General features: G+C 45.5%; 11 protein-coding genes. 7 read left to right on the top strand and 4 right to left on the bottom strand.

The features are described from left to right. Positions 1-170: 170 nt before the first annotated feature. The gene (gene argH, locus R8N46_RS22065) at positions 171-2,045 is read left to right on the top strand and encodes an argininosuccinate lyase (RefSeq protein ID WP_017633526.1); all 1,875 of its coding nucleotides are present in this window, start codon (positions 171-173) and stop codon (positions 2,043-2,045) included. A gap of 194 nt (positions 2,046-2,239) precedes the next feature. On the opposite strand, the gene R8N46_RS22060 is transcribed toward argH, so the two are convergent. From R8N46_RS22060 to R8N46_RS22050, 3 genes are all read right to left on the bottom strand, one after another. Further along, positions 2,240-2,521: a DUF3624 domain-containing protein gene (locus R8N46_RS22060; protein ID WP_017633527.1), complete on the bottom strand. Its 282-nt coding sequence runs from the start codon at positions 2,519-2,521 to the stop codon at positions 2,240-2,242. Positions 2,522-2,893: 372 nt separating this feature from the next. Beyond that, positions 2,894-4,366: a dihydrolipoyl dehydrogenase gene (locus tag R8N46_RS22055; RefSeq protein ID WP_115386338.1), complete on the bottom strand. Its 1,473-nt coding sequence runs from the start codon at positions 4,364-4,366 to the stop codon at positions 2,894-2,896. Positions 4,367-4,556: 190 nt separating this feature from the next. Then, positions 4,557-5,285 carry a redoxin family protein gene (locus tag R8N46_RS22050; protein ID WP_054866559.1) on the bottom strand — a complete coding sequence of 243 codons (729 nt, stop codon included), beginning with the start codon at positions 5,283-5,285 and terminating at the stop codon, positions 4,557-4,559. A gap of 169 nt (positions 5,286-5,454) precedes the next feature. Between R8N46_RS22050 and oxyR the strand changes: the two genes are divergently transcribed. Beyond that, entirely contained in the window at positions 5,455-6,366 is a 912-nt protein-coding gene (gene oxyR / locus R8N46_RS22045; protein WP_005381326.1) for a DNA-binding transcriptional regulator OxyR, read from the top strand. Positions 6,367-6,419: 53 nt separating this feature from the next. Here oxyR and R8N46_RS22040 read toward each other — a convergent pair whose 3' ends face one another. Then, positions 6,420-8,981 carry a penicillin-binding protein 1A gene (locus tag R8N46_RS22040; protein WP_115386337.1) on the bottom strand — a complete coding sequence of 854 codons (2,562 nt, stop codon included), beginning with the start codon at positions 8,979-8,981 and terminating at the stop codon, positions 6,420-6,422. A 144-nt stretch (positions 8,982-9,125) separates the two neighbouring features. On the opposite strand from R8N46_RS22040, the gene pilM reads away from it, so the two are divergent. The 5 genes from pilM to R8N46_RS22015 are packed head-to-tail and all read left to right on the top strand — an operon-like array spanning position 9,126 to position 13,563. Next, positions 9,126-10,142, top strand: a complete 1,017-nt coding sequence (gene pilM, locus R8N46_RS22035) for a type IV pilus biogenesis protein PilM (RefSeq protein WP_115386336.1) — start codon at positions 9,126-9,128, stop codon at positions 10,140-10,142. Then, positions 10,126-10,701 (top strand): PilN domain-containing protein, encoded by a 576-nt coding sequence (locus tag R8N46_RS22030; RefSeq protein ID WP_115386335.1) that lies wholly within the window; start codon positions 10,126-10,128, stop codon positions 10,699-10,701. The genes pilM and R8N46_RS22030 overlap by 17 nt, the downstream gene beginning before the upstream one ends. After that, the gene (locus R8N46_RS22025) at positions 10,694-11,287 is read left to right on the top strand and encodes a type 4a pilus biogenesis protein PilO (protein ID WP_042523672.1); all 594 of its coding nucleotides are present in this window, start codon (positions 10,694-10,696) and stop codon (positions 11,285-11,287) included. Before R8N46_RS22030 ends, R8N46_RS22025 begins: the two co-directional genes overlap by 8 nt. Next, entirely contained in the window at positions 11,277-11,792 is a 516-nt protein-coding gene (locus R8N46_RS22020) for a pilus assembly protein PilP (RefSeq protein ID WP_115386334.1), read from the top strand. The genes R8N46_RS22025 and R8N46_RS22020 overlap by 11 nt, the downstream gene beginning before the upstream one ends. A 25-nt stretch (positions 11,793-11,817) precedes the next feature. After that, complete coding sequence (locus R8N46_RS22015; RefSeq protein ID WP_318098547.1) at positions 11,818-13,563, top strand: type IV pilus secretin PilQ family protein; 1,746 nt, start codon at positions 11,818-11,820, stop codon at positions 13,561-13,563. Positions 13,564-13,599: the final 36 nt, after the last annotated feature.

The following is a 13,599-nucleotide window of genomic DNA, read 5'->3' as shown; positions in this document are numbered from 1 at the left end:
GTATCTAAAGTTAGTTTGAATATATATGTAAAAATATTGAATTTATACTTTATTTTTTATCGAAATTGCCGTAACGTTGACCCATAAGAAAAAGTGAGCAAATGACCATCAAATTGGTTACTACTCATTCGAGAACGTTAGAGTAAGCAATAGTCATCAGGAGAGACGCAATGGCATTATGGGGCGGAAGATTTACCCAAGCGGCAGACACCAGATTTAAAGAGTTCAATGATTCGTTGCGTTTTGACTACCGATTGGCTGAGCAAGACATCGTAGGTTCAATCGCATGGTCTAAAGCTCTGCTTTCTGTTGATGTGCTATCGGCAGAAGAACAGCAGAAACTGGAACTTGCTTTAAATGAGCTGAAGTTAGAAGTGATGGAAGACCCTCACCAAATTCTTCGCTCTGATGCAGAAGATATCCACTCTTGGGTTGAACAGCAGCTAATCAGTAAAGTGGGAGATTTAGGTAAAAAACTCCACACTGGGCGTTCTCGGAATGACCAAGTCGCCACAGACTTGAAACTTTGGTGTCGTCAGCAAGGTCAGCAATTATTGATTGCTTTAGATCGCCTACAAGCACAAATGGTCCATGTTGCTAAACAGCACCAAGGCACCGTATTGCCAGGCTATACTCATCTTCAGCGTGCTCAACCTGTAACCTTTGCTCACTGGTGCTTGGCTTATGTTGAAATGTTCGAGCGTGACTACTCTCGTCTGAATGATGCCTTACAGCGTCTCGACACTTGTCCACTTGGCTCGGGTGCGTTAGCGGGAACGGCTTATCCGATTGATCGCGAACAATTAGCACATAATCTCGGTTTCCACCGTGCTACGCGTAATTCACTCGATTCGGTTTCAGATCGTGATCATGTGATGGAACTGATGTCGGTGGCGTCGATTTCTATGCTTCACCTTTCTCGTCTTGCAGAAGATATGATCTTCTACAATTCAGGCGAGTCAAACTTCATTGAGTTAGCGGATACGGTGACATCTGGTTCGTCATTAATGCCACAGAAGAAAAACCCAGATGCACTTGAGTTGATCCGTGGTAAGACAGGGCGTGTCTATGGCGCATTATCGAGCATGATGATGACAGTTAAAGCCTTGCCATTGGCGTACAACAAAGACATGCAGGAAGATAAAGAAGGGTTGTTTGACGCTTTAGATACATGGAACGACTGCATGGAAATGGCAGCTCTGTGTTTTGACGGTATTAAAGTGAATGGCGAGCGCACACTAGAAGCGGCGAAACAAGGTTACGCAAACTCGACTGAGTTGGCTGATTACCTAGTGGCGAAAGGCATCCCATTCCGTGAAGCTCACCACATCGTCGGTGTCGCGGTCGTTGGTGCTATTGCTAAAGGCTGTGCGCTGGAAGAATTGTCTCTGCAAGAGCTAAAAGCCTTCTCTGAGGTGATTGAAGATGATGTGTATGACATTCTGACTATCGATTCGTGTTTGGAAAAGCGTTGTGCTTTGGGGGGTGTTTCGCCTCACCAGGTCGCTTACGCGGTAGAACAAGCGGATAAGCGCCTGAGCCAGCGTGACAGCTCGGCGGTGAAAGTGCGTCCTGCACGTTTGACGGACATTGAAACGTTGGAAGGTATGGTTGCTTACTGGGCGAACCTTGGTGAGAATCTTCCGCGCTCTCGTAATGAGCTCGTGAGAGATATTGGCTCTTTCGCGGTGGCTGAGCATCATGGTGAAGTGACGGGTTGCGCTTCTCTATATGTGTATGACTCAGGGTTGGCTGAAATACGCTCTCTTGGTATCGAAGCGGGCTGGCAAGGCCAAGGGCAGGGCAGTGCGATTGTGAACTATTTGGTTGAGAAAGCGCGCCAGATGGCGATCAAGAAAGTCTTTGTTCTAACGCGAACGCCTGAGTTCTTTATGAAGCAAAGCTTTTTACCGACATCGAAGTCATTACTGCCGGAGAAAGTTCTGAAAGATTGCGATCAGTGCCCACGTCAACATGCATGTGATGAGGTAGCGCTTGAGATCAATTTAATGGAGCAAGTGATCCAAAAAACGCATGTGGCATGAACTGAAGTTGTGGAGTGATTTTATTAGCATTCAATGACATAGTCATTTTCCTGTTTACTTACATCAGTATTCGCTAAAAAAATCGAAAAAATTTGGAACCTTTGAGAGGAAGCCCGGTCTATTAAAGTACCACTGCTTTTTCTTAGAAGAATCTAAGAGAGCCCCAGAACTGACATTGGTTTTGGGGCTTTTTTCTATCTGTCACTTTTCTCTTTTTTATTCGCCTTTTTTTGTCCCCGTCGACGCTGCCAAGGCAAGATGACAAAACGCATCCATAAGTGTAAAAACAACAAAACGTTGAAAGCGAAGCCGGCAAAGATCAAAGCGATCGACTCGATGCTTTGTGGATCATCTTTGAGCGTAAACCACCATACAATCCAACACAGTACAGAAAGTACCGTCAATTGATCCAAGCATCGTTGGCAACGTCCAAGTTTTTTCCAAAACCAATGTTCTTCGCAGCGGCGACAAGTCATAGTGTTTTCCAAACCATTAGTGTTGCTTCAGATTATATATCTAACTAAATGGTGGAAAGCGTTTCTTACACGGGCTTAGATCGCCATGACACAACCAAAAATGGAAAGTTAGCTTTGTAAAAGCTTTGTGGCACGTAATTGATGTATGGTGCGCTGTCAGTCTTTAACAGGAAATATAATGATGTCGACAGAGTTGAAACTTGCGCTGAGTATCGCTGGTGGGTTCTTTATGATCGGTGTTGTCGCGATTTGTATGGTCAGCCGCTATGCAATGATGGCAGCGTAAGAGAGATTTCATTGCGCCAAAGTAGTAAAGCAAAGCCTCGTTGATGACGAGGCTTTGCTTTATATTTAGATAGAAGCCTGAAAGCGTTAGCAGCCTGGGCCGCAGTCAAGACAATGTTTCACTATTTCTGGCCCTAAGTGTAGTTTTGCATTCAAATCACGTAGAGCGGTGCGGACGCCTTCTTCAATCACTGGGTGATAGAAGGGCATATCTAACATCTCAGAAATCGTCATCCTATTTTGGTGCGCCCACGCTAAAAGGTGCGCAAGATGCTCTGCATTCGGGCCCATCATTTCTGCACCTAAAAAACGTCCAGTGCCTTGCTCTCCGTAGACATGCAGAATGCCTTTATTACGAAGCATGACGCGCGAACGTCCTTGATTTTCAAACGAGACTTCACCGGTTGCGAAACATCCACATGTGCCTAGACGTGTTTCTAGTTGTTTATATGTTTCTCCAACCATAGCAATTTGAGGGTCGGAGAACACGGCTGAAATTGGTGAGCGACGCAGACCCGCACGAATATCTGGGAAACGGCCTGCGTTGTCTCCAGCAATACGGCCTTGGTCAGCGGCTTCGTGCAGCAGTGGAATTTGGTTACTTGCATCACCTGCGATGAAGATGCTCTCTACCGAAGTTTGCAATGTGTAGTGATCCGCCGTTGGTACGCCACGTTCATCGAGAGCCACATTGGTGTTCTCGATCGCCAGCTTATCGACGTTTGGACGACGACCCGTTGCGGCCAATACGTAATCGACAACGAAAGTTTCTAATTCACCATCATGGTTGATGAATTGGATTTCGACCTTGTCTTCGCCGTCATTGTCTGACGAAGCAATGCGTTTCATACTTTCGACTTTTACATCTGCATCAAGGTAGAACTCTTCCTTAAAGGCTTTATCTGCATACGCCATCACCTCTGGGTCTGTCAGTGGGCCCACTTGTCCTCCAAGGCCAAAGAGCTTCACGTTTACTCCTAGGCGGTGTAAAGCCTGACCCAATTCAAGGCCGATGACTCCTGGGCCAAATACTGCCACTGACTCTGGTAAGTCATCCCAGTCAAATACATCATCGTTAATCACTAGGCGATCACCCAGTTCATTCCAAGCTGCCGGATATGCTGGACGAGATCCTGTCGCAATAACAATGCGCTGTGCGGTGACCTGAGTATGATCATCTATGATGAGAGTGTGGTCATCGGCAAACTTCGCGTAGCCCGATAGTTTGTCTTCAGCGGGAATATCATCGACACTTTCAAGCACAAAGCCAACAAAACGATCGCGTTCGCGCTTTACACGATCCATAACTTCTCGTCCGTTAATTCGTACTTCACCTTGCGGGTGTATCCCAAATCCAGGTGCTTTTTCGATTTGATGAACACTTTCTGCTGCCGCAATTAACAGCTTAGACGGCATGCATCCGACACGAGCACAGGTTGTTCCGTAGGGACCGCCCTCAATCATTACCACGCTGTTGGTATGAGCTTTTGCTGCTCGATAAGCACCAAGACCAGCTGTCCCGCCACCAATAATCGCTACGTCGACATTAACTTGTTTCATCGTGAACTCTCGCTTTTGTTCTAAGCCAAGCTAGCTACATTGAGCTTGGAGAGTGAATTGGATAGTTGAATCTGGATAAGTAGTCACCTTATTGGCAGATAACTACTTATCTAGACTAGTAGAAGAAGTGGTTTAGGGTTGGCCTCCGAGCCAAAGGCACCGGAGACCGAGGGTGTAGGCTATGGACAGCTTAGCCTAGATACGCTTCTAGCTCTTCGCTACCGCCGATGTGCTTGCCACCGATAAAGACTTGTGGAACAGTCGTGCGACCAGATATAGCTCGTAGACTAACTGTTGTTGCGTCTTTACCCAGAATCACTTCTTCATATTGAAGACCGTGGTCAATCAGATTTTGTTTCGCTTTCATACAGAAAGGGCAGCCTGGTTTAGTGAACACCGTGATGGATTCTTGCGTTTTGTAGTCAGGCGCTATGTAGTTCAGCATCGTATCTGCGTCTGACACCTTGAATGGGTCGCCTGGTTCGTTTGGCTCAATGAACATTTTTTCCACTACACCATCTTTTACTAACATGCTGTAACGCCATGAACGTTTGCCAAAGCCGATGTCGTTTTTATCCACTAACATACCCATGCCATCGGTGAATTCACCATTACCATCCGGGATGAAGGTAATGTTTTCTGCTTCTTGGTCTTGTTTCCATGCATTCATCACGAACGTATCATTGACCGAGATACAAATAATCTCATCCACTCCGTGCTCTTTAAATACAGGGAACAATTCGTTGTAACGAGGTAGATGGCTTGATGAACAGGTTGGAGTAAATGCACCCGGTAAGCTAAATACGATAACGGTCTTACCTTTAAATAGCTCATCGGTCGTTACATTCACCCAAGAGTCACCTTGACGAACTGGAAAAGTAACTTGAGGGACTTGTTGACCTTCTTTAGATACAAACATAATGATTTCCTTTGACTATTTTAAATTATGCGTATAGAGCTTAGCGTTTTTCGTCGCTCTGTTTCGTTTTGTTGAGCCCATTATTGTAAAAATCCTTTGATAGCTCTAATCGTTTGGTGTTATGGTTTTGATAGGTATTAGCTATTGTTAAAGAAGCGAAGCGTGAAGTATGAATATTCGAGATTTTGAGTACTTAGTTGCACTTGCGGAACATAAGCACTTTCGCAAAGCGGCAGAGGCATGTTTTGTTAGCCAGCCAACATTGAGTGGGCAAATTCGTAAACTAGAGGATGAACTCGGGACCACGCTTTTAGAGCGAAGCAGCCGACGTGTTTTGTTTACCGATTCAGGGTTACAGCTGGTGGAGCAGGCTAAACGCATCTTAAGTGAAGTGAAAACCTTCAGAGATATGGCAAGCGGTCAAAGCGGAGCCATGACTGGACCGATGCATATTGGTTTCATCCCGACGGTTGGGCCTTATCTACTACCCAAAATTCTGCCGCAGATAAAAGAAGCATTTCCTGAGCTGGAGCTATTTCTTCACGAAGCTCAAACACATCAATTAGTGCGTCAATTGGAAGAAGGCAAACTAGATTGCTTAGTTTTAGCTTCGGTTGATGAAACTGCGCCATTTAAAGAGATCGAAGTGTATCAAGAGCCATTAAGTGTCGCAGTGCCATGTGACCATGAGTGGGCCTCTCTCGACCATGTTGATATGTTGGAGCTGAATGGTAAAACCGTTTTAGCGTTGGGAGACGGCCACTGTCTGCGAGATCAAGCGTTAGGTTTTTGTTTTGCCGCTGGAGCAAAAGACGATGAGCGTTTTAAAGCCACCAGCTTGGAGACGTTACGCAACATGGTTGCTGCCGGTGCGGGGATTACGTTATTGCCTCAGCTTTCTATCCCTAATGAGAAGCAAAAAGATGGCGTATGCTACGTACCAGCTGTTAACCCAACCCCCTCGCGTAATATTGTTCTCGTATACCGTCCGGGCTCACCATTACGAGCTAGGTTTGAAGCTTTAGCAGCGAAGATTAAAGAGGTGTTGGCTTCTTATCCATCATTGAATGCTGCAGCATAAAAAGCAGAAATAAAAAAGGGAGAGCTTGATGCTCTCCCTTGTGCTTTTGTGATTTAGAACAGTTCTTCTGCGCCAGAGCCTGAAGAGTAAATACTATCTTCTAAACGGTCGCCAGCGTATTCGGTAGGCTCCGTGCCTTTTTCAAAGTATTCGAACATTGATGTGCTATCTACCTTGTGCGTTAGCATACCGCTGTTGCGATCAATACGAACTCGAATAATATCCTCTGGAATATTTTTACCTTGCTCCGGCGTCCCTTCTAGCGCAACACGCATGAAGTCAATCCAAGCAGGCTCTGCGGTTTTCGCACCCGACTCGGCACCAGAAACTTGGCCTTGCCCTAGGTTGCTGTTAACAGTGGTGCGGCCAAGTGCACGTGAGTGATCATCAAAGCCAACCCAAGCTATCGCAACGACACCAGGTCCATAGCCATTGTACCAAGCATCCTTGGAATCATTCGTTGTACCCGTTTTACCCCCGATATCACGACGACCAAGTTTTTGCGCGCGCCAGCCTGTACCATTCCAACCTGTGCCTTCACGCCAGTTACCGCCACCCCAAATGTTGCTGTACATCATCTCACGCATTAAGAATGCATTCTGTTCAGAGATAACTTGCGGTGCATATTGAGGTTCATCATTTTCAAGGGCATTGTCTGTTGCTAGGCCATTAATTGCGACGTCTTGTTCGCCAAATTCATCAGCGTAGCGATTTTCTGGCTGCTCGCTCATTTGCGGACAATCCTTATGACAAACGCTCTTTGGATTCGCTTTAAACAGCACTTCACCGAATGCATCTTCCACGCGTTCTACGTAGAACGGTTCGACGTAATAACCTCCGTTCGCAAATACAGAGTAGCCTTGTGCTACTTTCATTGGTGTTAAGCTACCAGCACCGAGCGCGATGGTCTCTGAACGTGGTACTTGGTTAATATCAAAACCGAAACGAGTAAGGTACTGACGTGTCTCCTCGAGGCCAACTTCACGGAGTGTACGCACTGCCATGACGTTTTTTGATTGAGCTAAGCCGAGGCGAAGACGCGTTGGACCACCATAAGTTGGTGGTGAGTTTTTTGGTCGCCAAGCTGAACCCGAACCTGCATCCCACTTGTTAATCGGCGCATCGTTAATCAAAGTGGCTAGAGTCAGCCCTTTGTCAATTGCTGCCGAGTAGATGAAAGGCTTGATACTTGAACCAACCTGACGTACTGACATGGTTGCACGGTTAAACTTGCTGTGAACAAAGTTGAAACCACCAACCAGCGACAATATCGCGCCATTTTCTGGGTTCATCGCAACAAACGCGGTGTTTGCTGTCGGCACTTGGCTCAGTTTCCAGCTCAGTGTTGTGTTGTCATCTTCATCGGTTTCACTTACTTCGCGAACCCAAACTTGTTGACCTGTCGCTAGCACATCATGCGCTGACTTTGGTGTTGAGCCTTGGCGGTTATCAGTAATGTACTTACGTGCCCAGTGCATTCCAGTCCAAGGGATGGTTTGCTCTTCATGGTTCTTAACCCATACTTGCGCCGTCTTATCATCGACTTTCGTCACAACCGCAGGGTAAAGGTCACCATAAGTTGGCTGTTTCTTCAGGTGCTTTTCTATTTGCTCATTGCCCCAGGCTGCTTCCCCTTCTTTCCAAAGCACACTTTCTGCACCACGGTAGCCATGACGTTCATCGTATGACAAGAGGTTATTTACCGCAGACGTATTTGCAGCATCTTGCAGTTTAGAATCCACAGTCATGTAGATATTCAAGCCAGAGGTGTAAGCTTCTTCTTCACCGTACTCTTTTACTGCCCATGCACGAGCCAACTCTGCTACGTAAGGCGCTGAAAGCTCAATTTCAGCGCTATGATAACGCGCCACAATAGGTTCATTGCGTGCTTCGTCATACTGCTCTTGTGTAATGTATTTCTCATCAAGCATTCGCATTAATACAACGTTACGGCGTTTTGTTGCGCGCTCAAGAGAGTAAATTGGGTTCATGGTTGATGGCGCTTTTGGCATACCAGCGAGTGTTGCAATCTCACTTAACGTCAATTCATCAAGGCTCTTGCCAAAATACACTTGAGCGGCAGCACCAAAGCCATATGAGCGGTAACCAAGGAAGATTTTATTGACATAAAGCTCCATGATTTCTTGCTTACTTAAAAGCTGCTCAATATGGATAGCAATAAAAATCTCTTTAATCTTACGCATGATCTTCTTCTCATTAGATAAGAAGAAGTTACGAGCTAGCTGTTGCGTAATCGTACTTGCACCCTGTTTAGCCGAGCCTGAAACCGCAACAACAACAGCTGCACGAGTGATGCCGATAGGGTCGATACCAGGATGCTCGTAGAAACGGCTATCTTCGGTTGCGATGAGCGCGTGAATTAAGTCTTGAGGAATTTCGTCATAAGTAACAGGAATACGACGCTTTTCACCGAACTGTGCGATCAGCTTCCCGTCTTGACTAAACACCTTCATAGGTGTTTGTAATTCAACGTCTTTTAGAGTTGCAACATCTGGCAATTCAGGCTTCACGTACTGATAGAAGCCAAATATTGTGGTGACTCCAAGAATTATGCAAATCAATGTTAAAAATAATAAACGCTTTATGAACTTCACCGGAGAATCCCTGATTGGTTGAGGCTGTGTAACGGCAAACCCTTGTACTCTTAGGTCAAAAATTTAGCACATAAGAGATATTAACTCTTATTTGGATGCTAATAACAACCTTTGCACGAAGAAATTTCGGAGCGAGAGTAAGAGATGGATAAGCTAATCGTTACCGGCATCGATATAGGCCATAACAGCCTCAAAGCCGTAGTACTTAAACCCACAGGCAACAATTACGCTCTGTTGGGTTACAAAGAAATATTACTAAAGGAAGGTATTGTCGCTGAAAATAACACCATAAATCATCAAGAAATTGTAAAGACCCTCAAGCAGATAAAAAAAGAACTGCCTTTTGGCGCTAAAAAAGTTGCGATCTCAGTTCCTGATAACTCGGTAATTAGCAAGAAACTGCAAATAGAACAAAATCTTGAAGAGAGTGAAGTTGAGTTTGCAGTGATACAAGCCTTTTCTCATCAATCGCCATTCCCTGTCGAAGAGCTGAGTTTAGACTTCGTTCGTCTTCGCGCTGAGGGCGGGCAGAGTGGCAGTGATAGCTATCAAGTGTTTGCGACAAGAAAAGATGTGGTAGAAGGCCGAGTCGATGCATTACAAAAGTCCGGACTAAAACCTGTTTTAGTGGACGTGCATTCGCAAAGCCTTGGTCATATCTGGAAGCTCACCGCCGATCGCTTTCCTGACAAAAACAAATACTGCTTACTCGATATTGGCACCTTATCGAGCTCCTTCACCATGTTTACCGAACAAGGTGAACTGTTTCACAAAGAGTTTGCTTACGGCACACGCGGAGTAAACTGCGCTTCTCCAGTCGATTTTCTGTCCGATGATGCTCAGGAGAAAACAGAGCTGTTTAACCGTCAAATCGTAGAGCGAGTAAAGCGCCAGATGCAGCTCTATACCTCAATCAATGGCTCACAAAACATCAAGGGTATCTGGTTATCAGGGGAAGGGGCCTCCACTCCCATGCTCGCAGAGGAGTTGTCTCAACAATTGTCGTTAGAGTGTGAATTGCTAAATCCGCTAGGGCTATTTGAGATGAAGGTGTCTAAGCGTAAGCGTCGTGCTGTGGATTGGCAGCATTTCTCAACAGCAGCCGGACTGGCCGTTCGTGGCATTCATTGGCTAGGAGGCGCCCGTGCTTTATCGCATTAATTTACTTCCTTGGCGAGAGAGTCAAAGAGAAGAGCACCGACGTCGTTTCATCAGTTTGGTCGCATTAGGCATGTTGGTCGCTGTTGGCATCCAGTGGGGTATTGGAAAGTTTTTTGAGTACCAACAAGATCAACAACAGGAGCGGCTCGATTACCTCACTCACTACATTGCCGAACTCGACCAGCGTATTGAAGCAATGAAAATTGCAGAGCTAGAGCACAGCAAAATCCTCGAACGTCTAAAGGTCGTTGAAGGTTTACAAAACGGACGAAACAAAACGACCGAGTTCATGAACTTAATGCCTGCCGTTATCCCTGAAGGTGTATATGTCGACAAGATCAAAATGAATGATCTGGAAATTGAGATCTCTGGGATCTCTGATAGCACTCCAAAACTTGCCACGATGCTGGACAACATGGAGCGCTCGGCCAAGTTGAACGACGTAGAAATGCATTCCATCGTTCACGGCAAAGCCCGTTTTGGGAAAGAGTTTCAAACATTCAAAGTGTCTTTCATGTTCAAAGTAACGGAGAAGAAATTGGAGGCTCAACGTGGTTGATTGGCAGGATCTCGAAATAGATGAAATGGCCGAGTGGCCATTGTTGCCCCAGATTGTAGTAATCGTACTTCTGATCATGGCGATTCAAGGCTTAGGTTATTGGTTTTACCTTAAACCGAAAGAAGAACAGTTGAATCACTTGATTCAGCAGGAGCAGACACTCAAGGTGGCATTGAAGATCAAAGCGAACAAAGTGGCAGCGTTGCCTCAGCTTCAATCTCAATTGGATGAACTTACCACTCGTTACGAGTTATTACTGCAACAACTGCCTGCGCAAAAAGAGCTGGCTACAATGCTCGCTTCAGTGAATGAGCTTGGCATCGACAATAAGCTGACTTTCACCCGAATCGACTGGGGCGAAAAACAATCAGAGCACTTCCTTTATCGTCTTCCTTTAAACATAGAGTTAACGGGCGACTTTCATGACATCGGCCATTTTTCTCAGGCAATAGCGACGCTACCTCGAATCATCACGTTTAAAGATGTGACTTGGCAACGTGTCAGCCAAGAGAGCGAAACCCTGCACTTTCGGGTGCGCGCTAACACCTATCAGTTTAAGCCGGAGGAGGCGAAAAATGACAAGTAAGTCTTTGTTGTTGGTATTGATGGGTTCTCTATTGATGGGCTGCCAGGCGAATGATGAATCATTGACGGATTTTATTCGAGGAGTGGAAACACAGGCGCGTCGAGAGGTCGAGAAGCTTAAGCCCGCAGACAAGTATGTTGCAGTCACGTACGCACCGGAAGTACAGCGTGCACCCTTTGAATTACCCAAAGAAGCCATCATCGCGACTCAGCCAGTTGCAAGAAAAGATTGTTGGCAACCGCCCTCAAGAAGGCGAACTGGAAAATTAGAAAAATTCCCATTAAGCCAATTACGTTTGAAAGGGGTCATGGGCATGGATAACACGGTTTCTGGCCTCGTTCAGGCTCCCAATGGCAACGTCTATAAAGTTAAGCCGGGTCAATACCTCGGACGCAATAATGGCAAAGTGACCCATGTCAGCCACTCCTACTTGTTGATTAATGAAACGTTGCCCGACGGCTTAGGATGTTGGCAAAAACGTAAAGTTAAGTTGGCTTTGAGATAGCCCCATTTATTTTTGATATTGAGTAATGAAAATGAGACAAGGATTAACACGTACACCAAGGATACTTACTGGGCTCTTCTCCTTATGGTTGTTTGTATTTTTAGCCCCTTTAGCGGCAGCTGAAGAAGTTTCGTCCAATGCCCTAAAAAGTATCGACTTTCGAACTAATAAAGATAAAGACGCGGTGATTGTCGTCGAATTGGCGTCACCGGCCGCGATTGTAGATATCAAGCGTGTACAGGAAGGGTTAAGTATCGATTTGCTTAACACTTCAGTAAAAGACGAGCAATTGTATCTCCTAGACGTGAAAGACTTTTCGACTGTGGTTGAGAGCGTAGAAGTGTTTCGCGACACCTCGACGACGCGCTTGGTTGCGCACATCAATGAAGAATACAAGCATGATTACCGTTTAACGGGGCGTTTTTTGGAAATCAAAGTAGCGAAGATCAAACCTAATGAGAAAGCCCCAGATAAAAGCATTTTAGAAAGAGAAGGTAAGCTTATTTCGATTAACTTCCAAGATATTCCTGTGCGAAACGTCTTGCAGCTTATTGCTGATTACAAACAATTCAATTTGGTTGTCTCCGACTCTGTGGAAGGCAACCTCACGCTTCGTCTTGATGGTGTCCCTTGGCAGCAAGTGCTGGATATTATATTGCAAGTTAAGGGGTTAGATAAGCGTGTTGATGGCAACGTGATTTTAGTTGCTCCGACTGATGAGCTGGACTTGCGTGAGAAGCAGCAGTTAGAAAAACAAAAACTGACGGAAGAAATGGGAGAGCTTTCATCTGAAATCATCAAAGTTAATTTTGCTAAAGCATCAGACATTGCGGAGATGATCAATGGTGAAGGAAATATCAGCATGCTGTCAGAGCGCGGCAGTATGACCATTGATGAGCGAACTAACTCGTTATTGATTAGAGAGTTACCTGAAAACATCGAGGTGATTCGAGAAATTATTGAGTCTTTGGATATTCCAGTTAAACAGGTTCAAATTGAGGCGCGTATTGTGACCATCAATGAAGGTAACATGGATGAGTTAGGGATTCGTTGGGGTTTTACGTCTATTAATGGCAGTAATACAGTGGGCGGTTCTATTGAGAACAACCTTGCCACGATCGGTCTCTATAATGGAGAAGGGGGCGACGACGGTGGTGACGGTGATGGAGTGGGGATCGATGACTTCCTAAATGTAAACTTAGCTGCAACCAGTCCGAATGCGACCAGCATTGCTTTTCAGGTCGCAAAGTTAGGTTCAGACACCTTGTTGGATCTTGAGCTTTCTGCTCTGCAACAAGAGTCTAAAGCTGAGATTATCTCGAGCCCACGTTTGATCACTACCAATAAGAAACCTGCCTATATCGAACAAGGTACAGAGATTCCTTACCTAGAGTCATCATCAAGTGGTGCAACGACGGTGACGTTCAAAAAGGCGGTATTAAGTTTGAAGGTAACCCCGCAAATCACACCGGATAACCGCTTAGTATTGGATTTAAGTGTCACGCAAGATAGACCTGGACAAGTAGTGAAGACCGGCACTGGTGAAGCTGTTGCGATTGATACTCAACGTATCGGGACGCAAGTGTTAGTGAATAACGGTGAAACGGTCGTTCTTGGTGGTATTTTTCAGCACAGCATTACTAACTCGGTGGACAAAGTGCCTTTGTTGGGCGACCTGCCGCTATTAGGTGCTCTTTTTCGTCGAAGTTATGAGAATGTTGGCAAAAGTGAGCTGTTAATTTTCGTCACGCCTAAGGTGGTGATTCAGTAGTTCTGTCTCGGGAAAAACTGATTAAATCAAAAATAA

This window comes from Vibrio sp. 1874, from assembly GCF_033344395.1.
Taxonomy (GTDB): Bacteria; Pseudomonadota; Gammaproteobacteria; order Enterobacterales; family Vibrionaceae; genus Vibrio; species Vibrio alginolyticus.
This window is presented reverse-complemented; position numbering and strand designations above follow the sequence as displayed.